The 23830-nt window shown below is 66.1% G+C and carries 18 protein-coding genes; 11 read left to right on the forward strand and 7 right to left on the reverse strand.

The window, feature by feature from the left end:
- Positions 1-15: 15 nt before the first annotated feature.
- From F3J43_RS15695 to glpT, 3 genes are all read left to right on the forward strand, one after another.
- Positions 16-1350: a c-type cytochrome gene (locus F3J43_RS15695; RefSeq protein WP_166888205.1), complete on the forward strand. Its 1335-nt coding sequence runs from the start codon at positions 16-18 to the stop codon at positions 1348-1350.
- Positions 1351-1513: 163 nt separating this feature from the next.
- The gene (locus F3J43_RS15700) at positions 1514-2104 is read left to right on the forward strand and encodes a hypothetical protein (RefSeq protein ID WP_166888210.1); all 591 of its coding nucleotides are present in this window, start codon (positions 1514-1516) and stop codon (positions 2102-2104) included.
- 301 nt (positions 2105-2405) lie between these two features.
- On the forward strand, positions 2406-3758 hold the full coding sequence (glpT, locus tag F3J43_RS15705) for a glycerol-3-phosphate transporter (protein ID WP_166888213.1): 1353 nt from the start codon (positions 2406-2408) through the stop codon (positions 3756-3758).
- A 61-nt stretch (positions 3759-3819) separates the two neighbouring features.
- Here the strand turns inward: glpT and F3J43_RS15710 are convergent, their stop codons facing one another.
- The 4 genes from F3J43_RS15710 to F3J43_RS15725 all read right to left on the reverse strand — a co-directional run bounded on the left by F3J43_RS15710 (position 3820) and on the right by F3J43_RS15725 (position 6634).
- Positions 3820-4107: a HigA family addiction module antitoxin gene (locus F3J43_RS15710; protein WP_166888216.1), complete on the reverse strand. Its 288-nt coding sequence runs from the start codon at positions 4105-4107 to the stop codon at positions 3820-3822.
- A gap of 15 nt (positions 4108-4122) precedes the next feature.
- Positions 4123-4401: a type II toxin-antitoxin system RelE/ParE family toxin gene (locus F3J43_RS15715; protein ID WP_166888219.1), complete on the reverse strand. Its 279-nt coding sequence runs from the start codon at positions 4399-4401 to the stop codon at positions 4123-4125.
- 142 nt (positions 4402-4543) lie between these two features.
- On the reverse strand, positions 4544-4744 hold the full coding sequence (locus F3J43_RS15720; RefSeq protein ID WP_166888222.1) for a DUF1737 domain-containing protein: 201 nt from the start codon (positions 4742-4744) through the stop codon (positions 4544-4546).
- 93 nt (positions 4745-4837) lie between these two features.
- A complete protein-coding gene (locus F3J43_RS15725) occupies positions 4838-6634 on the reverse strand; it encodes a glycoside hydrolase family 15 protein (protein WP_166888225.1) in 1797 nt (598 codons plus the stop codon).
- Between the two features lie 443 nt (positions 6635-7077).
- On the opposite strand from F3J43_RS15725, the gene F3J43_RS15730 reads away from it, so the two are divergent.
- Positions 7078-8127 carry a 3-oxoacyl-[acyl-carrier-protein] synthase III C-terminal domain-containing protein gene (locus F3J43_RS15730; protein WP_166888228.1) on the forward strand — a complete coding sequence of 350 codons (1050 nt, stop codon included), beginning with the start codon at positions 7078-7080 and terminating at the stop codon, positions 8125-8127.
- Between the two features lie 63 nt (positions 8128-8190).
- On the opposite strand, the gene zwf is transcribed toward F3J43_RS15730, so the two are convergent.
- Positions 8191-9699, reverse strand: coding sequence for a glucose-6-phosphate dehydrogenase (gene zwf / locus F3J43_RS15735; RefSeq protein ID WP_166888231.1), 1509 nt, complete (start codon positions 9697-9699; stop codon positions 8191-8193).
- Positions 9696-10679 carry a phosphogluconate dehydrogenase (NAD(+)-dependent, decarboxylating) gene (gnd, locus tag F3J43_RS15740; RefSeq protein ID WP_166888234.1) on the reverse strand — a complete coding sequence of 328 codons (984 nt, stop codon included), beginning with the start codon at positions 10677-10679 and terminating at the stop codon, positions 9696-9698. Before gnd ends, zwf begins: the two co-directional genes overlap by 4 nt.
- Positions 10680-10881: 202 nt before the next feature.
- On the opposite strand from gnd, the gene F3J43_RS15745 reads away from it, so the two are divergent.
- The 7 genes from F3J43_RS15745 to glgX all read left to right on the forward strand — a co-directional run bounded on the left by F3J43_RS15745 (position 10882) and on the right by glgX (position 22939).
- The gene (locus F3J43_RS15745; protein WP_166888237.1) at positions 10882-11043 is read left to right on the forward strand and encodes a DUF6026 family protein; all 162 of its coding nucleotides are present in this window, start codon (positions 10882-10884) and stop codon (positions 11041-11043) included.
- Between the two features lie 1166 nt (positions 11044-12209).
- Positions 12210-13769 carry a glycogen synthase GlgA gene (glgA, locus tag F3J43_RS15750; RefSeq protein ID WP_166888239.1) on the forward strand — a complete coding sequence of 520 codons (1560 nt, stop codon included), beginning with the start codon at positions 12210-12212 and terminating at the stop codon, positions 13767-13769.
- A 14-nt stretch (positions 13770-13783) separates the two neighbouring features.
- Entirely contained in the window at positions 13784-15526 is a 1743-nt protein-coding gene (gene treZ, locus F3J43_RS15755) for a malto-oligosyltrehalose trehalohydrolase (protein ID WP_166888242.1), read from the forward strand.
- Entirely contained in the window at positions 15523-17592 is a 2070-nt protein-coding gene (gene malQ, locus F3J43_RS15760) for a 4-alpha-glucanotransferase (protein ID WP_166888245.1), read from the forward strand. The genes treZ and malQ overlap by 4 nt, the downstream gene beginning before the upstream one ends.
- Positions 17589-20363 (forward strand): malto-oligosyltrehalose synthase, encoded by a 2775-nt coding sequence (locus tag F3J43_RS15765; RefSeq protein ID WP_166888248.1) that lies wholly within the window; start codon positions 17589-17591, stop codon positions 20361-20363. The genes malQ and F3J43_RS15765 overlap by 4 nt, the downstream gene beginning before the upstream one ends.
- Positions 20364-20383: 20 nt before the next feature.
- Entirely contained in the window at positions 20384-20629 is a 246-nt protein-coding gene (locus tag F3J43_RS15770) for a DUF2934 domain-containing protein (protein WP_205297899.1), read from the forward strand.
- Positions 20630-20785: 156 nt separating this feature from the next.
- Entirely contained in the window at positions 20786-22939 is a 2154-nt protein-coding gene (gene glgX / locus F3J43_RS15775) for a glycogen debranching protein GlgX (RefSeq protein WP_166888254.1), read from the forward strand.
- 31 nt (positions 22940-22970) lie between these two features.
- On the opposite strand, the gene F3J43_RS15780 is transcribed toward glgX, so the two are convergent.
- Positions 22971-23825: a class I SAM-dependent methyltransferase gene (locus F3J43_RS15780; RefSeq protein WP_166888256.1), complete on the reverse strand. Its 855-nt coding sequence runs from the start codon at positions 23823-23825 to the stop codon at positions 22971-22973.
- Positions 23826-23830 lie beyond the last annotated feature (5 nt).

Raw genomic sequence — 23830 nt, forward strand, 5'->3', positions numbered from 1 at the left:
CGACAAGGACTGCCCATGAACCACCGTCGATTCGCAAGAACCGCGGGCTGGCTGGCCCTGCCGTGCCTGCTTGCAGCGGGCCTGCTGGCCTGGTACGTCAGCCGTGAGCCGGCCTCGCCCTTCACCGTGCAGGACGGCCCCGACAATGCCCTGGTCAGCCGTGGCGAATATGTGGCCCGGCTCAGCGACTGCGTGGCCTGCCACAGCCTGCCGGGCCAGGCGCCGTTCGCCGGCGGCCTGGCCATGGCGACCCCGCTGGGGGCGATCCATGCCACCAACATCACTCCGGACCGCGAGCACGGCATCGGCGCCTACAGCCTGGCCGACTTCGACCGCGCGCTGCGCCAGGGCGTGGCGCCCGGCGGGCGCCGGCTGTACCCGGCCATGCCCTACCCGTCCTATGCCAAGCTCAGCGACGATGACGTGCGCGCCCTGTACGCGTTCTTCATGAAGGGCGTGCAACCGGCCGCGCAAGCCAACCTGCCCAGCGGCATTCCCTGGCCGCTGAACCTGCGTTGGCCCATCGCCTTGTGGAACGGCCTGTTCGCCCCGGCCACGCCCTATGCGCAGCAACCCGGACAGGATGCACAGTGGAATCGCGGCGCCTACATCGTCCAGGGCCCTGGTCATTGCGGCAGTTGCCATACCCCGCGAGGCCTGGCCTTCAATGAAAAGGCCTTGGACGACAGCGGTGCGCCGTTCCTCGCCGGCGCCCTGCTCGACGGCTGGTACGCGCCAAGCCTGCGCCAGGATCACAACACCGGCCTCGGGCGCTGGAGCGAACCGGACATCGTGCAGTTCCTCAAGACCGGGCGTAACCCGCATGCGGTGGTGTATGGCTCGATGACCGAGGCGTTCAACAACTCCACGCAGTTCATGAGCGACGACGACCTCGCGGCGATCGCCCGTTACCTCAAGTCGCTGCCCGGCGACCCGCAGCGCGATGGAGCGCCCTGGCAGTACCAGACCACCAGCATGCCGATGGACGCGCCCGGTGCGCACACCTATGCCACCCGCTGCGCCAGTTGCCATGGCCCTGACGGCAAGGGCCAGGCCCCGTGGATGCCAGCGCTGGCCGGCGCCACCTCGATGCTGGCCAGGGAAGACGCCTCGGCGATCAACATCACCCTCAATGGCTCGCAGCGCGTCGTCGCGGCAGGTGTACCGGATGCCTACCGCATGCCGGCGTTCCGCACGCAGTTGTCGGATCAGGAGATCGCCGCAGTGCTGAGCTTTGCCCGGGCCGCCTGGGGTAACCACGGCGGCGCGGTGCCGCCTGGCGCGGTGGCCAAGTTGCGCGAACATACCGATCCGGCCAGCAGCAGCCCGATCATCCTGCACATGCGTTGAGGTCACCCTCGCGGGACAAGCCCGCTCCCACGCCAGTCCAGGCATCATGTGGGAGCGGGCCTGCACAGACGCTCCCATTGGTCGCACCCCACACCTGCCAACCTGTGGCTATGCTTCACCTCGCAAACCCACTTCAGCTATCGACCACAAGGAAGACAGGCCAATGCATCCAACCCGTTCCCTCGCCCGCGCCATCGCGCTCGCCTCGCTGGTGTCTGCCGCCAGCCTTGCCGCCCACGCCGCCGAACTGCCCATCGCCAGCGAGGCATTGGAAAGCCATGTCACCACCCAGGTGACGGCGATCGACCTGGCCAACCGCCAGGTCACGGTCAACGGCCCCCACGACAAGGACGTGACCTTCCAGCTCAGCGAGGAGGCCAAGGCCCTGCCCAACCTCAAGGTCGGCGACCAGGTCGACATCTATGTCACCCGCGCCGTGGCCTACGTGCTCGACACCGATGTCGGCGGCGCGCCGAAGGCCACCGAGGAATCGGGCACCATCCGCGCCACCAAGGACAACCCCAACCCGGGTGGCGAAGCCTTCCGCCAAGTACGGGTGACCTCGCAGATCAAGAAGATCGACCTCGACAGCCACGAGGTCACCCTGCTGCCACCTGAGGGCAAGCTGCAGGTGGTCAAGGTCGAGAAGCCCGAACTGCAGGCGCGCATGAAGGACCTCAAGGTCGACCAGACCGTCGATGCGATCTACACCGAAGTGCTGCGTGTGGAGACCTCGCGCCCAGCCGCCCTGTAGGGTCTTTTCCGGTCGCGCATCGGGTGAGCCCTCGGTCTACGAGCGGCTCCCCGTGGCGATGCGCGCGACCCTGCCTGACTGATATCCCCGATTACACCGCTGCCCCCTCTCCCCGACAGATGCTGCGCACAGTCCCTTGTCACCGCCCCGCCCCCTCGTCCCGCTCTGGCGCTGGGTTCAATACCCGGCCAGCCCTTCGATATTCGCAATCCAACAGACGATCCCGATAAAATCGATATTTTTTCCCTAACGAAAATGTAAAATTCGATTTCGCATACCTATAACAAGCTTGGAGCTTCACATGTTTGCCTTCTTCCGCCCTGCCGCGCACCAGGCGCCGCTGCCCGACGAACAGGTCGACAGCACCTACCGACGCCTGCGCTGGCAGATCTTCGCCGGTATCTTCTTCGGCTACGCGGGCTACTACCTGCTGCGCAAGAACTTCTCCCTGGCCATGCCCTACCTCATCGATGAAGAGGGCTACACCCGAGGCCAACTGGGCCTGGCGATCTCCGCCATCGCCATTGCCTACGGCCTGTCGAAGTTCCTCATGGGACTGGTTTCGGACCGCTCCAACCCCCGCTACTTCCTGCCCTTCGGCCTGTTGATCTCGGCCGGGGTGATGTTCATTTTCGGATTCGCGCATTGGGCCACGTCCAGCGTGGCGATCATGTTCGTGCTGCTGTTCATCAACGGCTGGGCCCAGGGCATGGGCTGGCCACCGAGCGGAAGGACCATGGTGCACTGGTGGTCGCAGAAGGAACGCGGTGGCGTGGTGTCGGTGTGGAACGTCGCCCATAACGTCGGCGGTGGCCTGATCGGCCCGCTGTTCCTGCTGGGCCTGGGCTGGACCAACGACTGGCACGCCGCCTTCTACGTACCCGCCGCGGTGGCGGTGCTGGTGGCGGTGTTCGCCTTCGCCGCCATGCGCGACACCCCGCAATCGGTGGGCCTGCCGCCAGTGGAGCAGTACAAGAACGACTACCCCGAGGGCTACGACGAGAGCCACGAGCAGGAGTTCAGCGCCAAGCAGATCTTCGTCCAGTACGTGCTGCGCAACAAGATGCTGTGGTACATCGCCCTGGCCAACGTGTTCGTCTACCTGTTGCGTTATGGCGTGCTCGACTGGGCGCCGACCTACCTGAAGGAAGCCAAGCACTTCAGCGTCGACACCACCTCGTGGGCGTACTTCTTCTACGAGTGGGCCGGCATCCCGGGCACCCTGCTGTGCGGCTGGATGTCCGACAAGATCTTCCGTGGCAACCGCGGCTTGACCGGCATCGTGTTCATGGCCCTGGTCACCGTCGCCACCCTGGTGTACTGGCTCAACCCGCCGGGCAACCCGACCGTGGACATGATCGCCCTGTTCGCCATCGGCTTCCTGATCTACGGGCCGGTGATGCTGGTCGGTCTGCAGGCCCTGGAGCTGGCCCCGAAGAAAGCCGCCGGCACCGCCGCGGGCTTTACCGGGCTGTTCGGCTACCTGGGCGGCTCGGTCGCGGCCAGCGCGGCGATGGGCTACACCGTCGACCACTTCGGCTGGGACGGTGGCTTCGTGCTGCTGGTGAGTGCCTGCGTGCTGGCCATCGCCTTCCTGATACCGACCCTGCGCCATACCCGCGCCGCCAGTACCGGCCGCGAGGCCATCGCCTGACGTTCGCGCCAGGCTCGCGTTAACGACGAAGCCCGGGGCCTGTGCCCCGGGCTTCGTGCATTCAGGCCGCCTGGAACAGGCGCTTGACCACGGGTTGCTGGCGCTGGCGCGCCTGCCAGATGTCGTAGTCGACCTGAATGGTCAACCACTGCCGCGCGCTGCTGATGCCGGCCATTTCCAGGCGTATCGCCAGGTCCGGGGACACCGCTGCGCGGCCGTGCAGCACGCGGGACAGCGCTTCACGCGAGAAACCCAGGTGGGCAGCGAACGCCTTGACCGTCAGGCCCAGCGCGGGCAGAACGTCCTCGCGCAAGGTTTCCCCTGGGTGGGGTGGGTTGTGCATGGGCATGATGGGGCCTCCTGATCAGTGATAGTCGAGGTAGTCGACCAGTTCGACATCGCCCGCCGCAAAACGAAACACCAGCCGCCAGTTGCCCGACACACTGAGCGACCAGAAGCCGGCGTGCTCGCCCTTGAGCGGATGGAGCTGCCAGCCCGGCACACGCATGTCATCGGCGACCATGGCACTGTCGAGAAACTGCAGTTGCCGGCGCAGGCGCTGGGCGTGGGCGGCATGGATACCGCGGGTGTTGCCTGTCTGGTGGAACAAGCGCAAGCCTTTGTGGCGAAAGCTGATGATCATGGGGAGCACACCGTATCCGTTCAGTGCGAAGCGGCGAGTGTGATCCCATGCGTCACATGGCGCAAAGTAACATGTGTGACGCAATGCGTCACGACCAGATACGAAGGCCCTTGCACGTCCATGCCTGCCCGGCCCATCGCGATCAACCCTCGGCGTGTCCCGGCCAGATCACTGCCTGGGCGGCCACTACATGGCCCTTGGCGCTGTCGAAGGTCACGCTGGGCGAACCGTAGAGCCGATAACCGGTGGCCAGGATCTCGGAAATTCGCTGGCAGAAGCTGGCGTCGTCCTTGCCCGTGATCAGGCGATAGGTCGGCAGGCCGTTGGGCGGGCTGGAGGTCATTGCAGGTTCCTTGTCGAGACGGGGCGTCGATAGCGGGCGGCACAGGCTCGCCCGGTCGGGGATCATGCCATAGCCGCCACGAACAGGATGCAGCTAGCCGCTTCTGGCCCGATCCCGCAACGGACACTGGGCCCGGTGCAGGTTCAATGCCGTGTTGATGATGCCGATATGGCTGAACGCCTGGGGGAAATTGCCCAGCATGCGCTTGGCCTGCGGATCGTACTGCTCGGCCAGCAGCCCCAGGTCGTTGCACAACCCGGTCAGGCGCTCGTACAACGCACGCGCCTCATCGCTGCGACCGAGCAGCACATAGACATCCGTCAGCCAGAACGAACACACCAGGAACGTCCCCTCCCCCGGCGTCAGGCCATCGCCGCAGTTGTCGCTGTCATAGCGCAGCAGCAAGCCATTGCGCAGCAGGCGCCGTTCGATCTGCGCCAGGGTGCGCAGAAAGCGCGGGTCATCCGCCGGCAGAAAGCCCGTCAGGGCGATCTGCAGCAGGCTGGCGTCCAGTTCGCGGGAACCGTAGGCCTGGACGAAAAACTGGCCGTCGGCATCCAGCCCGTACGCACAGACCTCCTGGTGTATGGCGTCGGCCACCTGCCGATAGTGCTGCCCGCGCCCGCGGTCTTCCTCGGTGGTCTCGGCCAGGCTCGCCGCGCGGTCGAAGGCCACCCAGGCCATGACCTTGGAGTGCACGAACTGCTGGCGCCCGCCTCGCACCTCCCACAACCCTTCGTCCGGCTCGCGCCAGACACTCTCCAGGTAGGGCAGGATCAACCGGGCGATGGCCGAGCTGCGTGGATGGCGCGGCAGCCCGCCCTTGATCGCCTGGCTCATGGCATCGGCCAGCTCGCCGTAGATATCCAGTTGCAATTGTCCGGCTGCGGCGTTGCCGACGCGTACCGGCTGCGAATGCTCATAGCCGGGCAGCCAGGGCAAGTCGAACTCCGGCAGGTCGCGCTCGCCGGCCAGGCCGTACATGATCTGCATCTGCTCGGGATTGCCGGCCACCGAGCGCAGCAGCCATTCGCGCCAGGCCTGGGCCTCGTCGAAGTAGCCAAGGTTCATCAACGCCAGCAAGGTCATGGTGGCATCGCGCAGCCAGCAGTAGCGGTAGTCCCAGTTGCGCTCGCCGCCGAGCCGCTCGGGCAGTGAAGTGGTGACCGCGGCGACCATGCCACCGGTGGGGGCGTAGGTCATGGCCTTGAGGGTCAGCAACGAACGGCGGACCAGATTACTGTAGGGGCCGACTTCGGGGCAGCGGGCGGCGAACGCCTGCCACTGGGCGATGGTCTGCGCGAGGTCGCGGTCGGCGTCGCTGCCAGGCAGCAGCGGCAGGTGCGAAGGCTGGTGGCTCAGGCTGAATACCTGGCGCTCGCCTGTACGGACACGAAAACGAGCAACACTGTGATGGTCGCGGCCATGGACTTCGGTGCTGCTGCGCAGGATCAGACGGTCGGGGCCGGCGACGGCACTGAGGGTCAACGGGTCGAGCTTTTCGATCCAGGGCACGCTGCGGCCATAGTCGAAACGCAACACCAGGTCCATCTCGAAGGCGGTTTCGCCAGCCAGGCCCTCGACAATGCGCAGCACGGTATTGCGCTCGCCCAGGGGCATGCAGTCAAGCACCCGGGCGCGGCCGCTGGCAGTGATCCAGGTGGTTTCCAGCACCAATGTGTCATCGAGGTAACGGCGCGTGCTGCGTTCGACGGGATCACTGGGGGCGATACGCCAGCGGCCGTTCTCCTCGTTGCCGAGCAAGGCGGCAAACACGGCGGGAGCGTCGAAACGCGGCAGGCACAGCCAGTCGAGAGCACCGTCGCGATTGACCAGGGCGGCGCTGCGGCAGTTGCCGATGAGGGCATAGTCTTCGATGTGGGCAGGCATCTCAGGACCTCTGACAGGGTACTGGAGGTTGGATGCCGAAGAGCGATCACCGGTTCCGCTGACGTGCCATCAGTGTTGGGCATGGTCGATGCCGGGCAAAGCTCACCTTGTCATTGATGGCGCGCGATCTTCGAACAGCTCGTCATCGAGCAACATGACCCGCCCCTCAGATGACCACTCGCGCTCAACTTCGATGACCATTAAACGGTTCAGCCCTCGACACTTTGATTGCAATTGAGTGTACGAGAAACCTTTTGATACAGATAAGGGCGCACGCTTCGACAAACGCTCCAGCAGCGACGCACAAGAACTTCCTCAACAAACTTGCTTTGCTATTTTTTTGTGCTAGAAGTATTGGCCAGCGGCTACTTGCAAGGATGAGAACGCCTCTGCCAATGTAAAAAAACATTGAGCTGGATCAATACTATCAACAAGGAAGTTATATGAAAATCATCGGACTATCCGGAATACTGCCTTCGCGTTGCGTCAACAACCAGGAGATCATCAACCTGGTTGAAGAGCACTCCAAAGACACCTTCCAGGATGACTTGCCGAAAACCTTGAAGACCATTGGCAAGTTGCTGGAAAAAAGTGGCAGTGGCACACGTCATTGGCTGGCCGCGGACGAGACGCCGATGCAATTGATGGAGGCGGCGTTCGACGCCGCGCTGGCTCAGGCCAATATCAGCAAGGCCGACCTTGACCTGTTGCTCTACCCTAACGTCACCCGTGGCTTCATCGAGCCCGCCAACAGTACCTTCATCGCCAAGGCACTGGGCCTGCGCTGCCGGAACTTCGATGTCGTCGATGCCTGCAACGGCTGGGTCACGGCCATGGACGTCATCAACAGCAAGATGCAAGCGGGTGAAATCCGCTACGCCGCCATCGTCAACATGGAGTTTGGCATGTCGGCTGGCGGGCCGGTCATGCCCAAGAACTTCTCGCTGCAGTCGCCGGCTGAACTGGCTTACAAGTTCCCAAGCTTTACCATCGGCGAAGCTGTCACGGTCACTATCCTCAGCAATGAGGCATCCGGAAACTTCAAGTTCTCCTATATCAACAGGCCCGACCTGAGTGATCTGTCGACGATTTCCCTGCCGGACTGGAAACTATTCTGCAACGAAGAGGACATCGAGCGAATTGCGCCAACGGGCGGACAGTATCAATTCAACTCCTATGCCGCCGCCTTGCACGAAGATGGTCGAAACGAAGCGATAAAAGTATTCAACATGCAGAAGCTTTCTGCAGACGACGTGCATAAAGTATTCATCCATACTGGCTCGCCAAAGATGTGGGAGCATATTGGCCAGATGATCGGCATAGATCACAAGTTGCATCATGTCGGACACCGGACCGGCAACATCATTACCGCGTCCATTCCCTTTGGCATTTTTGATGCCATGAGCCGGGGCGAGGCCGAGAAAGGGCAGTTCTGCATGGGCTGGGCGGGCAGTGGCGGGATGGTGTTCTCGGCGCTGTCATTCACCTTGTAGGACACGGCTGAAAACCTCCGCCGTACTGCAACGGCGGAGCTCGGGACGTGCCTGCTGGCAACATCACCCCAACGTGTGCCACTCGCGCTTGTCCCGCGCCAGCAGCTCGTCTCCCGCCTCGGGGCCATCCTCGCCGGCCGGGTACGCGTGCACCTCCCCGGCCCCGCTGGCCCAGGCATCGAGGAACGGCTGCACCGCACGCCAGCCGTTCTCGATGTTGTCGGCCCGCTGGAACAAGGTCTGGTCCCCGGTCAGGCAGTCGTAGATCAGCGTCTCGTACCCTGTCGCCGGGGCCATCTTGAAGAAGTCCTTGTAGGCGAAACCCAGCTCGACGTTCTCCATCACCAGCTCCGGCCCCGGACGCTTGGCCTGCAGGTCGAACCACATGCCTTCGTTGGGCTGGATCTGGATCTTCAGGTAATTGGGCTTGGGCCGTTCCAGCTCGCTTTCACGAAACTGCGCGTACGGCGCGGGCTTGAAGCAGATGGCGATCTCGGTGTCGCGCACGCTCATGCGCTTGCCGGTGCGCAGGTAGAACGGCACCCCCGCCCAGCGCCAGTTGTCGATCATCACCTTGAGCGCGACATAGGTCTCGGTACGGCTGTCGGCCGCGACATTGGGTTCGTCACGGTAGCCGACGAGCTTGCGCCGCCCCTGCTTGCCGGCGGCGTACTGGCCACGCACCGAGTGCTTCAGGGCCATCTTCTGCGACCAGGGCCGAATGGCACCGATCACCTTGGCCTTCTCGCCACGCACGGCATCGGCGCCAAAGGCCGCCGGGGGCTCCATGGCGACCATCGCCAGCAACTGGAACAGGTGGTTGGGCACCATGTCGCGCAGGGCGCCAGTGCTGTCATAGAAAGCACCGCGGGTCTCGACACCGACCGTCTCGGCCGCTGTGATCTGCACATGGTCGATGTAGTGGTTGTTCCAGAACGACTCGAACAAGCCGTTGGAGAACCGGCTGACCAGGATGTTCTGCACCGTCTCCTTGCCCAGGTAATGGTCGATGCGATAGATCTGCCGCTCGCTCATCACCTTGAGCAGGCAGGCATTGAGCGCCTCGGCGCTGGCCAGGTCGGTGCCGAAAGGCTTTTCCACCACCACCCGGCGAAAACCACCTGCCGACTCGTCGAGCAGGCCCGCCTCGCCCAGGCGCTTTGCCACCTCCGGGAAGAAGCGTGGCGAAGTGGCCAGGTAGAAGATGGCGTTGCCATGGCTGGTCTTGCCGATGCGCCGGGCCAGCGCCTGGTAGGTCTGCGGATCGAGGAAGTCACCGGTCTGGTAGTCCAGGCGTTTGGCCAGGCGTGCCCAGAGCTTCTCGTCCAGGCACTTGGCCGCGCCCTCGCCGCCTGTGTCGCGGTCTTGCATGAAACCATGCAGGCGTTCGGCGAACTGCGCTGCCGTGGCCGGGTTGTGATCGACCCCGACGATACGCAGGTTACGGTCGAGCAGCCCGTCACGGCCGAGGTTGTACAGCGCCGGCATCAGCAGGCGCTTGACCAGGTCACCGTTGGCACCGAACAGAAACAGCGTGCACGGCGGCGCAGCAGGGATGCTCGACGATTTCATGGGGCCTTCTTCTCGACGTGGCCGCCAAAGCCCAGGCGCATGGCGGACAGGATCTTGTCGCCGTAGGTGCCCTGCTGCTGGCGCGAACGGAAACGGGCGAACAGCGCGCTCGACAGCACCGGTACCGGCACCGCCTGCTCGACAGCGGCGTCGATGGTCCAGCGGCCTTCGCCGCTGTCGGACACCGAGCCGCTGAAGTCGTTGAGTTGCGGGTCGGCGACCAAGGCGTCGGCGGTCAGGTCCAGCAACCACGAGGTGACCACGCTGCCACGGCGCCAGACCTCGGCGATCTCGGCGACATCGAGATCGAAGCGCTGGTCTTCCGGCAGTTCATCGCCGCCCTTGCTGCGCAACAGGTCGAAGCCTTCGGCATAGGCCTGCATCAGGCCGTACTCGATGCCGTTGTGGATCATCTTCACGTAGTGGCCGGCGCCGGGGGGACCGGCATGGATGTAGCCGTGCTCGGCACGCTGATGCTCGCCGCTGCGACCCTGGGTCCGCGGAATGTCGCCGACGCCGGGGGCCAAGGCCTTGAACAGCGGCTCCAGGCGCTCGAACACGGGCTTTTCGCCGCCGATCATCATGCAGTAGCCGCGCTCCAGGCCCCACACGCCACCGGAGGTACCGACGTCGAGGTAGTGCAGGCCACGCTTGCCCAGCTCGGCAGCGCGGCGCATGTCGTCCTTGTAGAAGGTATTGCCGCCATCGATGATCGCATCGCCCGGCTCGAGCATCTCGGCCAGTTGGGCGATGGTCTGCTCGGTGGGCTCGCCCGCCGGCAGCATTACCCAGACCGCGCGTGGCGCCTTGAGCTTCTGCACCAGCGCACCGAGGTCGTGGGCCCCCTGGGCGCCCTCGCCTTCGAGGGTCATGATCGCCTCGCGGCTGCGATCGTGGACCACGGTGCGATGGCCTGCGCGCATCAGGCGCCGTGCGATATTGCCGCCCATGCGGCCCAGCCCGATGATTCCCAGTTGCATGTGCCGACGCTCCCCTTGGATTTGGATGACAACAATTGAAGATTTCAGATTAGTCCAGCGTTGCGCCGGAGGGTTCACCGACGAACGGGGTGACAACGATAAACAAAAAAGTTCCCAAGGGCCTGCAAAGAATTCAGAATGCGCGCCGCGCGAAGCGACTACGCTTTTTTCTTGTCACCAGCCAGAACCGCGAGGTGTGCACATGGGTACCCTGATGCCTGCCACTCCCACCCAGACCCTCTATGTCACCGTGCGTCGTGACGAGTTGCGCCAACTGAAAGAAGAGCGTGACCAGTTGCGTCAGCAGGTGGCCCAGCTGAATAGCCTGTTGCAACAGGCTGGCACAGGTGCTGAACGCCGATAGTCTTGCAGGGGCTGTCAGATCGAGCGCCGCCCGCGCGGCGCATCGCAGGCTGACGCCTGCTCCCACAAGCGCCTAAGACCTGCACCAGAGCAAACGACGCATCGCAGGCTAGCGCCTGCTCCCACAAGCGTCTAAGACCTGCACCAGAGCAAACGACGCATCGCAGGCTGGCGCCTGCTCCCACAAGCGTCTAAGACCTGCACCAGGGCAAACGACGCATCGCAGGCTAGCGCCTGCTCCCACAAGCGTCTAAGACCTGCACCAGGGCAAACGACGCATCGCAGGCTGGCGCCTGCTCCCACAAGCGTCTAAGACCTGCACCAGAGCAAACGACGCATCGCAGGCTAGCGCCTGCTCCCACAAGCGTCTAAGACCTGCACCAGGGCAAACGACGCATCGCAGGCTGGCGCCTGCTCCCACAAGCGTCTAAGACCTGCACCAGGGCAAACGACGCATCGCAGGCTAGCGCCTGCTCCCACAAGCGTCTAAGAACCTGCACCAGGGCAAACGACGCATCGTAGGCTGGCGCCTGCTCCCACAAGCGTCTAAGACCTGCACCAGAGCAAACGACGCATCGCAGGCTGGCGCCTGCTCCCACAAGCGTCTAAGACCTGCACCAGGGCAAACGACGCATCGCAGGCTGGCGCCTGCTCCCACAAGCGTCTAAGACCTGCACCAGGGCAGGCGCCGATAATCCCAAAGGAGTAATTGGCCCGAAACAGATGTGGGAGCAGGCGCCAGCCTGCGATGCGCCGCGCGGGCGGCGCTCGATCTCATAAGCGCCACCCCTCTCCCGGCGAACACCCACAGCCCCCCCAGGACGAACGGCCAGCAAAAAGTGACCACCAGGTCACTAAATGCCGCGACGTCTCCTACACTCCAGATTCGGCCCGCAATTTGCTCGGAAAAAGCGGCGTAAAAAAGTCGAACTTTCCGAAACACGGGCGGGTCATGAACTAAGTAGGCCATTGCCAAGAGACACCCTCTCGCTCGGCCCGCCCACCCCAACCAGTCCAAACGCCTATAGGCCGGAGAGCCAGGCGTACAGTGCCTGCGCGCACACAAATGGGGCAAGGAACGCACTACGAAGATGCACAACCGGACACAGAGAGAACCAGAACGAGCCAACGCAAAGCACCCCGCCAACACAAGGGACGGAGAGACGTATGATCAGTGCCGCTGTCGAACCTCACGCAGAGTCATTCAACCCGGATAACCGCAAGCCGCTGCAGACGCCGCTCCCCCCGACAGCCAAGGCACCCGGTACCCAGCACCAGCACAATCCGAACAGGCGCAAGATCCTGTTCGTCACTGCGGAAATCGCCGACCTGGTCAAGACCGGCGGCCTGGGCGACGTCTCCGCGGCCCTGCCCCGTGCCCTGGGCCACCTGCATGACGTGCGGGTGCTGATCCCCGGCTACCGCCAGGTGATCGAAAGCGACAACCCGATCCATATCGTCGGCGAGCTTGGCGGCCATGCCGCGCTGCCACCCTGCCGGATCGGTCGCATGGACCTGGCCGACGGCCTGGTGATCTACGTGCTGATCTGCCCCGAGCTGTACCAGCGCGACGGTACCCCCTACGGCGCCAACAACGGCCGCGACTGGCCGGACAACCACATCCGCTTCGCCCGCCTGGGCCTGGCCGCGGCAGAAATCGCCGCCGGCGAAGGCATGGCCCACTGGCGCCCGGACCTGGTCCACGCCCATGACTGGCCGGCCGGCCTGGCCCCGGCCTACATGCACTGGCGCGGCCTGCGCACACCGACCCTGTTCACCATCCACAACCTCGCCTACCAGGGCGTCTGCAGCCGCGGCTGCAGTCCGGAACTGGCGATCCCCGACCATGCCATGCAACAGGAAGGCATGGAGTTCTACGGCAAGCTGTCGTTCCTCAAGGCCGGCCTGGCCTATGCCAGCCACATCACCACGGTCAGCGCCACCTACGCCCGCGAGATCACCACCCCCGAATTCGGCTGCGGCCTCGACGGTTTCCTCGCCAGCAAGGCCCAGCAAGGACTGCTCGGCGGCATCCCCAACGGCATCGACGAAAGCTGGGACGCGGCCACCGACCGCCACCTCATGCACAACTTCAGCCTCAACGACTGGGCAGGCAAGGCGCGCAACACCCAACAGGTGCGCGAGCTGTTCGGCCTGGACGCCAGCACAGGCCCGCTGTTCGCCGTGGTCTCGCGCCTGGTCTACCAGAAAGGCCTCGACCTCACCCTGGGCGTGGCGGACGACATCGTCGCGCAAGGTGGCCAGATCGCCATCATCGGCCGTGGCGAGCCTGAGGAGGAGCAGGCCATGCGCGAGCTGGCCCTGCGTCATCCGGGCCGCATCGGCGTGCGCATCGGCTTCGATGAAACCGACGCGCGGCGCATGTTCGCAGGCTCCGACTTCCTGCTCATGCCCTCGCGCTACGAGCCCTGCGGCCTGAGCCAGATGTACGCCCAGCGCTTCGGTTCGCTGCCGGTGGCGCGCAACACCGGAGGCCTGGCCGACACCATCGAGAATGGCGTCACCGGTTTCCTGTTCGACCACTCGACACTGCAGAGCTACCGCGAGGCGCTGCGCCGGGCCTTCTATGTCTATGGCAAGAAAGACCTGCTCAATGCCATGCGTTGCCTGTCGATGACCCAGCCCTTCAACTGGTGCCAGGCGGTGGAGCCTTACGCCCGGCTGTACGAGGACCTGGTCCATCAGGCGCGACTGACCCACTGCTGAGCGGGGAACCGAAGATGCACAGGCATGGCGCACAACCGCTGGACGCCACGTCGGCGCGCTTCGCCCTCTGGGCCCCGGATGCGCGCAGCGTGAGCGTGGAAGTCGAACAGCAACCGGCAGTCCGGCTACAGCCTCAGGAAGGCGGCTGGCATAGCGGTGTCGCCCCCTGCCAGACGGGTGAGCGCTACCACTTCTGCATCGATGACGCACTGCGCGTGGCCGATCCTGCTTCGCGCTACCAACCCGAAGGCGTGCAGGGCCCCAGTGAACTGGTGGATACCAGCGCCTACCCGTGGCGGCATGCCTGGCAGGGGCGGCCATGGCACGAAGCGGTGATCCAGGAGTTGCACGTGGGCCTGCTCGACGGTTACAGCGGCGTGTGCAAGGTGCTGCCGCGCCTGGCCGGGCTGGGCATCAGCGCCATCGAACTGATGCCATTGGGGCAGTTCTCCGGCGAGCGCAACTGGGGCTACGACGGTGTGCTGCCATTCGCCCCGCAGCACAGCTACGGCACGCCGCAGGCCTTGTGCGAACTGGTCGACGAGGCCCATGGGCAGGGCCTGATGGTGCTGGTGGACGTGGTCTACAACCACTTCGGTCCGGACGGCAACTCCCTGCCGCGTTATGCCAGCCCGTTCTTTCGCAACGATCGCCAGACCCCCTGGGGCGCCGCCATCGACTTTCGCCGCGCCGAGGTGCGCGAGTACTTCATCCAGAACGCCCTTATGTGGCTGTGCGACTACCGTTGCGACGGCCTGCGCCTGGACGCGGTGCACGCCATCGACCAGCCGGACTTTCTCGTCGAACTGGCCCGCCGGGTACGCGCTGCGGTCGAGCCGGGGCGGCAGGTCTGGCTGGTATTGGAGAACGAGCACAACCAGGCCACGCTGCTGGAGCAAGGCTTCGACGCACAGTGGAACGACGACGGCCACAATGCGCTGCACGTGCTGCTGACCGGTGAGACCGAAGGCTATTACACGGACTACCGCGAGCGCCCCATCGACAAGCTGGCACGCTGCCTGGCGCAAGGCTTCGTGTTCCAGGGCCAGGCCGACCGCCACGGCACGCCACGCGGCCAGCCCAGCGGCCACCTGCCACCCAGCGCCTTCGTGCTGTTCCTGCAGAACCACGACCAGATCGGCAACCGCGCCCTGGGCGAGCGCCTCTCCCGCCTGTGCCCGCCAGCGGCGCTGAAGGCCGCCACCGGCCTGTTGCTGCTGGCACCGATGATCCCGCTGTTGTTCATGGGTGACGATGATGGCTGCCGCAAGCCATTCCTGTTCTTCACCGACTTCCACGACAACCTGGCCGATGCGGTGCGCGAAGGACGCCGCGGCGAGTTCGCCCACTTCGACGCCTTCGCCGCCCCCGACAAGCGCGAGCAGATCCCCGACCCCAACGCCGCGGCCACCTTCGAGACCTCGAGGCCCCAACACAAGGACGTGCTGGCCGGCTGGCACGGCTTGTACCAGCACCTGCTCGACCTGCGCCAGCGCCAGGTGATCCCGCAACTGCCCGGCACCCGCGCCCTGGGCGCCGAGGCCATCGGCGACAAGGCCCTGACCGCGCGCTGGCGCCTGGGCGACGGCAGTGAGCTGCGCATCGACCTCAATCTCGGCGAGCACCCCCAGTCCGTCGCCCTGCCCGCTCTCACGCGCCGCCTGTACGACAGCAGCGACAGCGCCCACCCCGACTCGGTCCTGGCCGCCCACAGCTGCGTGGTCAGCCGGCTGCCCCCCGAACAGGAGCCGTCATGAGCGAACAGCCCTTGCACCGCTTGGCCGCCCGGATTGGCCTGGCCCGCGACTGGATCGACGCCAGCAACCGTCCCCAGCAGGTCAGCGACAGCGTGCTGCGCCAGGTGCTCGCCGGCCTTGGCCATCCCGCCGAGAACGACACCGCCATCGCCAGCAGCCTGCAGGCCGTCGAGCAGGCCGAGGACAGCGAGCACTTGCCTGCGCTGCTGACCGTCGACCTCGGCCAGCCACTGGACCTGCGTCGCTATTTCAACGCTGGCGCCCAAGCCCGCTGCATGCTGGAAGACGGCGCCGAGTGCCTGTTGACCCTGGATGAACACGCCAACCTGCCGGGCGAGCTGCCCCTGGGCTATCACCGCCTGGACATCGACGGGCGCCGGCTCAGCGTGGCCGTGGCTCCACCCCGCTGCCACGCGCTGCAGGACCTGGTCGAACAGCCGCCACCACGTTGCTGGGGCCTCTCGGTACAGCTGTACAGCCTGCGCCGCCCCGGCGACGGCGGCTACGGTGACTGCCTGGCCCTGGAGCAACTGGCGCGCAGCGCCGCCGAGCGCGGCGCCGATGCCCTGGCGATCAGCCCGATCCATGCCCTGTCGGCCTTCGGTCAGCAGCACTACAGCCCCTACTCGCCGTCCAGCCGACTGCGACTCAACGTGCTCTATGCCAGCCCTGAGGCCGTGCTTGGTGAGCGCGCGGTGCGCATGGCCATCGAGACCTGCGACCTGGCGCTGCCCCTGGAGCAACTGGAGCAGCAAGCGCTGGTGGACTGGCCAGGCGCCGCCGCCGCCCACCGGCGCCTGCTCGAAGCGCTGTACCACGACTTCCGCCACAGCCCACATCCCCTACGCGATGACTTCGACAGCTTTCGCGCGGCGGGTGGCGAGCCACTGGAGCACCACTGCCGCTTCGAGATGCTGCAAGCCGAAGCGCTGGGCAACGGCCTGGGTGCCGACTGGCGCCACTGGCCGCCCGCCTGGCGCGACCCGTGCCACCCCGAGGTGCAAGCCTTGGCCAACGCCTATCCAGACCGCGTGGAATTCCACGCCTTCTGCCAGTGGCTGTGCGAACGCAGCCTGCAGCGGGCCCAAGATGCCGCGCGCGGCAGCGGCATGGCGATCGGCCTGATCGCCGACCTGGCGGTCGGTGCCGACGGCGCCGGCAGCCAGGCCTGGAGCCGCCAGGACGAGTTGCTGGCCGGGCTCAAGGTCGGCGCGCCGCCCGACATCCTCAACCGCGCCGGGCAGGACTGGGGAATCTGCGCCTTCTCGCCAGAGGGCCTGCGGCGCAATGGCTACCGCGCCTTCATCGAGATGCTGCGGGCCAACCTGGCCCATGCCGGCGGCCTGCGCATCGACCATGTGATGGGCCTGCGCCGCCTGTGGCTGATCCCGCAGGGCTGCAAGCCCAGCGAAGGCGCCTACCTGGACTACCCGCTGGACGACCTGCTGCGCCTGCTGGCCCTGGAGTCAGCCCGGCACCAGGCGATCATTCTCGGCGAGGATCTCGGCACCGTGCCCGAGGGCCTGCGTGAACGCCTGGCCGCCAAGGCGGTGCTGGGCATGCGCGTGTTGCCGTTCGAGCAGCCATCACCCGGCCACTTCACGCCGATCCTGGACTGGCCGGACAACGCCCTGGCCACCACCGGCACCCACGACCTGGCACCGCTGGCCGGCTGGCTGATCGGCCGCGATATCGACTGGAGCCATCGCCTGCAACTGGTCGACACCGCCGCCGAGCTGCACTGGCGCCACACCCGGGCACTGGAGCGCGCGGGCCTGCGCCGCACCCTGGAGCTGAACTACGGCCCGCAGGCCGACGACCGCGCGCTGCTCGATGCGGCGATCCGCTATGTCGGGCATACCCGCGCGCCGCTGGTGCTGGTACCGCTGGAGGATCTGCTGGGCTGCGACGAACAAGCCAACCTGCCCGGCACCACCAGCGGCCATCCCAACTGGCGGCGGCGCTTCAAGGCCCAGGTCGGCGAGCTGCTCGACGACGAGGACGCGGCGCGGCGCCTGGAACTGCTGGCCCAGGCCCGCGAGCAGGCCTGGGAGCGTGACCGATGAAGCCGTTGACCGCGACCTTGCGCCTGCAACTGCACAGTGATTTCACCCTCGACCACGCGGCAGCGCTGGTACCTTACTTCGCCCGCCTGGGCATCAGCCATGTCTATGCCTCGCCGATCCTCACTGCCCGCGCCGGCTCGCGCCATGGCTACGACGTGGTCGACCCGACCCGGGTCAACCCCGAACTTGGCGGCGAAGCGGCCTTGGAACGGCTGGTGGCCGCTTTGCGCCAGCACGGCATGGGGCTGATCCTCGACACCGTGTCCAACCACATGGCCGTGGGCGGTGCCGACAACCCCTGGTGGCAGAGCCTGCTGGCCTGGGGACGACGCAGCCCCTACGCCGAGTTCTTCGATATCCAGTGGCACTCCAGCGACCCGCTGCTGGCCGGCCAGTTGCTGCTGCCATTCCTGGGCTGCGACTATGGCGTGGCCTTGCAGAACGGCGAGATCCCACTGACCTTCGACGCGGCGCAAGGCGTATTCGAAGTCGCCCACCACGAACACCGCTTCCCGATCTGCCCACTGGACTACGGGCGCATCCTCGGCCAGGCCGAGGACCCGCGCCTGCACACCCTGGCCCAGCAGTTCGGCGCACTGCACGAGGCTAGCGCGCCACTGGCCGAGGCCCTGGCGCTGCACCACGCGCTGGCGCGCCTGGTGGCGGCCGGAGCCAGCGTGGCGAGTGCCCTGGCCGCCTTCGACAGCCGTGCACCAGCGGGTTTCAAGAGCCTGCACCTGCTGCTCGAACGCCAGACCTATCGCCTGGCCAGCTGGCGCACCGCCGCCGATGACATCAATTGGCGGCGGTTCTTCGACATCAACGAGCTCGGCGGCCTGCGGGTGGAGCGCGCGGCGGTGTTCGAAGCGACCCACGCCAAGCTGTTCGAGCTCATCGAGCGCGGCCTGGTGGACGGCTTGCGCATCGACCATATCGACGGTCTGGCCGACCCGCGCCGCTACTGCCGCAACCTGCGCCGGCGGGTCGAGGGACTGCTGGCCAGGCGCCCCCTGTCCGCGGCGCTGGAGCATTTCCCCCTCTACGTCGAGAAGATCCTCGGCGCCGACGAACAGCTGCACCGCGACTGGCTCACCGACGGCACCACCGGCTACGAGTTCATGAACCAGGTGTCGCTGCTGCAGCATGACCCGGCGGGCGAAGCGCCCCTGACCGAGCTGTGGGGCAGCCTCAGCGAACGCCCGGACTTTGCCGAGGAAGTGCGCAGCGCCCGCCACCTGGTCCTCAACGCCAGCCTCGCCGGCGACTGCGAGTCGGTGGCCCAGGCCCTGCTGCAAGTGGCCCGCGACGACCTGATGACGCGCGACCTGACCCTGGGCGCGATTCGCCGGGCGTTGCAGGCGCTGGTCGAGCACTATCCGGTGTACCGCACCTATATCAATGCCTGTGGCCGCCCCGCCGAGGACGAAGCGTGGTTCCAGCAGGCGCTGGCCGGCGCCCGGCAATCGCTGGCCGAAGCCGACTGGCCACTGCTCGGGCAGCTCGAGCGCTGGCTCGGCGGCCAGCCCTGGCGCCGAATGCCACCGGGCCGGCCGCGCAAGCACCTGCGCCATGCCTGCGTGCGTTTCCAGCAACTGACCGCGCCCACGGCGGCCAAGGCAGTCGAGGACACCGCGTTCTACCGCTCTGGGCGCCTGCTGTCGCGCAACGACGTCGGCTTCGCGGCAGAGCGTTTCAGTGCCGATCCGGCGTGGTTCCACAATCAAGCGCAGCGCCGCCTGTGTGACTTCCCCGACAACCTGCTGGCCACCGCCACCCATGACCACAAGCGCGGTGAGGACTGCCGTGCGCGGCTGGCCGTGCTGAGCGAACGTGGCCCCTGGCTGGCCAGTCGCGTCGAGCACTGGCGCGAACTGGCAGCGCCACTGCGCGAAGGGCTGCATGACGGCGAGGCCCCAAGCCCCGGCGACGAGTTGCTGCTGTGGCAGACCTTGCTCGGCAGCTGGCCGCTGGACCTCGACCCGCATCAGCGCAACGCCCTGGCGGCCTTTGCCGGGCGTGTCCGCCAATGGCTACAGAAAGCCCTGCGCGAGGCCAAGCTGCGCAGCAGCTGGGCCGCACCGAACGAAGCCTACGAGGGCGCCTGCGCGCGCTATGTCGACGGGCTCTTGCTGGATGAGCAGAACCAGCAGTTGCGCCTGTCGCTGCACCAGGCGGCAAGTCAGCTGGCCTGCCCCGGTGCGCTCAACGGCCTGGTCCAGTGTCTGCTGCGCATGACCACGCCGGGGGTGCCGGACCTGTACCAGGGCACCGACTACTGGGACTTTTCCCTGGTCGACCCGGACAACCGCCGCCCGGTGGACTACCCGGCGCGACGGGCCAGCCTGGACGCGCGCGCGCCAGTGGCCGAGCTGCTCGGCCACTGGCGCGACGGGCGCGTCAAGCAGGCGCTGATAGCCCAGGTGCTGGACTGCCGCCAGGCCCACCCGGAGCTGTTCCGTCGAGGGGCCTACCTGCCGCTGGAGGTGCGCGGGCGCCATGCCGACAAGGTGCTGGCGTTCGCCCGCCTGGGCGACGGCGAGCGCGCGGTGGTCGTCGTGCCGCGCCTGGCCAGCGCCCTGCTGGGCAATGCCGTCACCCCCATGATCCCGGCCCAGAACTGGGACGATACCCGGCTGCTACTGCCATTTGCCTTGTCGCCTGCCAACTGCTCGGGACTTTTCGGTGGCGGTGCGGTCAGCCCTTCAAGGGAGCTGACGCTACGCACCGTGCTGACGGAGTTTCCGCTCAATGTGTTGATCGATCATGCCTAACCGCATTCAGGAGCGTCGTGATGAGTGTCGATGAAAAACGTATCCGCGAGTTCGCCTACCAGATCTGGGAATCGGAGGGTAAGCCTGCCGGCCAGGAGGAGCGCCATTGGGACATGGCGCGCAAGCTGGCCGAGGCCGAGTCCCTGGCGCCCAAGGCCACGCCGCGCAAGAAGCCGGCGGCCAGGTCGAAGGAGCCGGCGGCAGTGGTCGAGAAGCCGGCAGCGGTGAAAAAGCCCCGGGCGGTGAAGAAGCCAGCAGGAGGCTGAAGACTTCACCAGTCCGTCCCACCCCATCACGGGACAAGCTCGCTCCCACACCAGCGCCCCCGATACCCGATGCTCGATGTTCTCTGGGCGCTGCGTGGGAGCGGGCTTGCCCCGCGAGGGTTTGTTTCATGCTGGCAACGCCCCAGGAGAACAGCCATGAGCTCCCATGCCCCGAAGAAAACCCGCTCCGTCGCCCCTTCGCGCATCCGCGAAGGCCTGCCCTTCCCTCTCGGCGCCACCTGGGACGGTCTGGGGGTCAACTTCGCCCTGTTCTCGGCCAACGCCAGCAAGGTCGAGCTGTGCCTGTTCGACGCCAGCGGCGAGCACGAACTCGAGCGCATCGAACTGCCCGAGTACACCGACGAGATCTACCACGGCTACCTGCCCGACGCCCACCCGGGCCTGGTCTACGGCTATCGCGTCCACGGCCCCTACGAGCCAGCGAACGGCCACCGTTTCAACCCCAACAAGCTGCTGATCGACCCTTATGCCAAGCAACTGGTGGGCACCCTGAAATGGTCCGAGGCGCTGTTCGGCTACACCATCGGCCACCCCGACGCTGACCTGTCCTACGACGAACGCGACAGCGCGCCCTTCGTGCCCAAGTGCAAGGTCATCGACCCGGCCTTCACCTGGGGCCGCGACCAGCGCGTGCAGATCCCCTGGGAGCGCACCATCCTCTACGAGGCCCACGCCCGCGGCATCAGCATGCGTCACCCGGCGGTGCCCGAGCACCTGCGCGGCACCTTCGCCGGCCTGGCCAACGACGAGCTGCTCGGACACATCAAGGAGCTTGGCGTCTCCAGCATCGAGCTGCTGCCGGTCCACGCCTTCGTCAACGACCAGCACCTGCTGGACAAGGGCCTGAACAACTACTGGGGCTACAACAGCATCGCCTTCTTCGCCCCCCATCCGCGCTACCTTGCAAGCGGCAAGATCGCCGAGTTCAAGGAGATGGTCGCGCACCTGCACGACGCCGGGCTCGAGCTGATCCTCGATGTGGTCTACAACCACACCGCCGAGGGCAACGAGCGCGGCCCGACCCTGTCGATGCGCGGTATCGACAACGCCTCCTACTACCGCCTGATGCCCGACGACAAGCGTTTCTACATCAACGATTCCGGCACCGGCAACACCCTCGACCTGAGCCACCCGCGGGTGCTGCAACTGGTCACCGACTCCTTGCGCTACTGGGCCGGCGAGATGCACGTGGATGGTTTTCGCTTCGACCTGGCGACCATCCTCGGTCGTTACCACGACGGCTACAGCGAGCGCCACGGCTTTCTCGTCGCCTGTCGCCAGGACCCGATGCTCAGCCAGGTCAAGCTGATCGCCGAACCCTGGGACTGCGGCCCGGGCGGCTACCAGGTGGGCAACTTCGCCCCCGGCTGGGCCGAGTGGAACGACCGCTTCCGCGACACCGTGCGCAGCTTCTGGAAGGGCGACGAAGGCATGCTCGCCGACTTCGCCTCGCGCATGACCGCCTCGGGCGACCTGTTCAACAACCGTGGGCGGCGTCCTTATGCCTCGGTCAACTTCGTCACCGCCCACGACGGTTTCACCCTGCGCGACCTGGTGTCGTACAACGACAAGCACAACGAGGACAACGACGAGAACAACCAGGACGGCACCGACAACAACCTGTCGTGGAACTGCGGTGTCGAGGGTCCCACCGACGACCCGGACATCAACGCCCTGCGCATGCGCCAGATGCGCAACTACTTCGCCACCCTGCTGCTGGCCCAGGGTACGCCGATGATCGTCGCCGGCGACGAGTTCAGCCGTACCCAGCACGGCAACAACAACGCCTACTGCCAGGACAGCGAGATCGGCTGGGTGAACTGGGATCTGGACCAGGACGGCAAGGACCTGCTGGCCTTCGTCAAGCGCCTGACCCGCCTGCGCCTGGCCTACCCGATCCTGCGCCGCTCGCGGTTCCTGGTCGGCGACTACAACGAGGCGATCGGGGTCAAGGACGTCACCTGGCTGGCCCCCGACGGCACCGAGATGAGCGTCGAGCAGTGGCAGGACCCGCACGGACGCTGCCTGGGCATGCTCATGGACGGCCGCGCCCAGGTCAGCGGCATCGCCCGGCCCGGCGCCGAGGCGACGATGCTGCTGGTCGTCAACGCCTACCACGACGTGGTGCCGTTCAAGCTGCCGGCAGTGCCGCAAGGCGACTACTGGAGCTGCCTGGTGGACACCGACCGGCCGCAGTTGCGCAAGGCGCAGCACCTGGCGTTCGACACGCTGTTCGAGGTCAAGGGGCGGTCGCTGCTGCTGATGGTGCTGCAGCGCGAGGAGGAATGACCAGCCGCTTGCAGAGGCAACTGCCGTGCCCCTATAGCCAAGCGTCCATCAATTGCTCGAACACCGGCACCGTCAAGCCGTCAGTGCGCCTGCCATAGTAGTGCCGTTGCAACGCCTCAGGTCGCGCATGCTGTACCCGAGCGAATCCAGCTGCATGCAACCAGGTCCGCAACTGCTCCGGCGACAGACGACTGAGCCAGGGCTCGCCTCGGCCTTGAGCCAATGCCGCAAAATGATTGCCCGTCTGTGCATCCAGGCCCGAGAGCAAGCCGTCGGCAAGCACGAACGACAAGGCGATAGCGCTCCCCGGAGCGCAGCTCGACACTTCGCCGAGCACATCCTTGATGGCCGTGCCCGTCAGGTACTGGGTAACACCCAGCCATGAAAAGAACGCCGGCTGCGCACTATCGAAGTCACTGCTGCGCAGCCCCTGCATCAGCCTTTCCCGCTCGAAGTCTAGCGGGCAGAAACTCACATTCCCCGCAACGGCCACGCCGGCACGGCTCAGGTAGTCGCGTTTACGCGCCTGGGAAGCCGGGTGATCCACTTCGATAATGCTCAGTTGCGCCGCCCAGGGCGGCTGCCGATAAGCAAAAGTGTCCAGCCCGGCCCCCAGGACGATGTACTGCTTGACGCCCGACTCGACAGCGGCGCGCAGCCGGTCCTCCACGAAACGGCTGCGCAGGACAAAAAGAGAACGCACCAGACGCTGCATCGGGGTGTCGAACTGTGCCGCCTGTGCACGAATTTCGCTCACGCTGGTGCCTTCCACGAGCCCGACCACCACGGGGTCGTCGAGCAACTTGGGATGACCGTCCAGCACTTGGTGAGCGGCACGGGCGATCGATGCGAACAACGCGGTCCAACTGGCGGCCTGCCCTTGCATGACCC

It is taken from the genome of Pantoea sp. Cy-639 (assembly GCF_011752525.1).
Lineage (GTDB): Bacteria > Pseudomonadota > Gammaproteobacteria > Pseudomonadales > Pseudomonadaceae > Aquipseudomonas.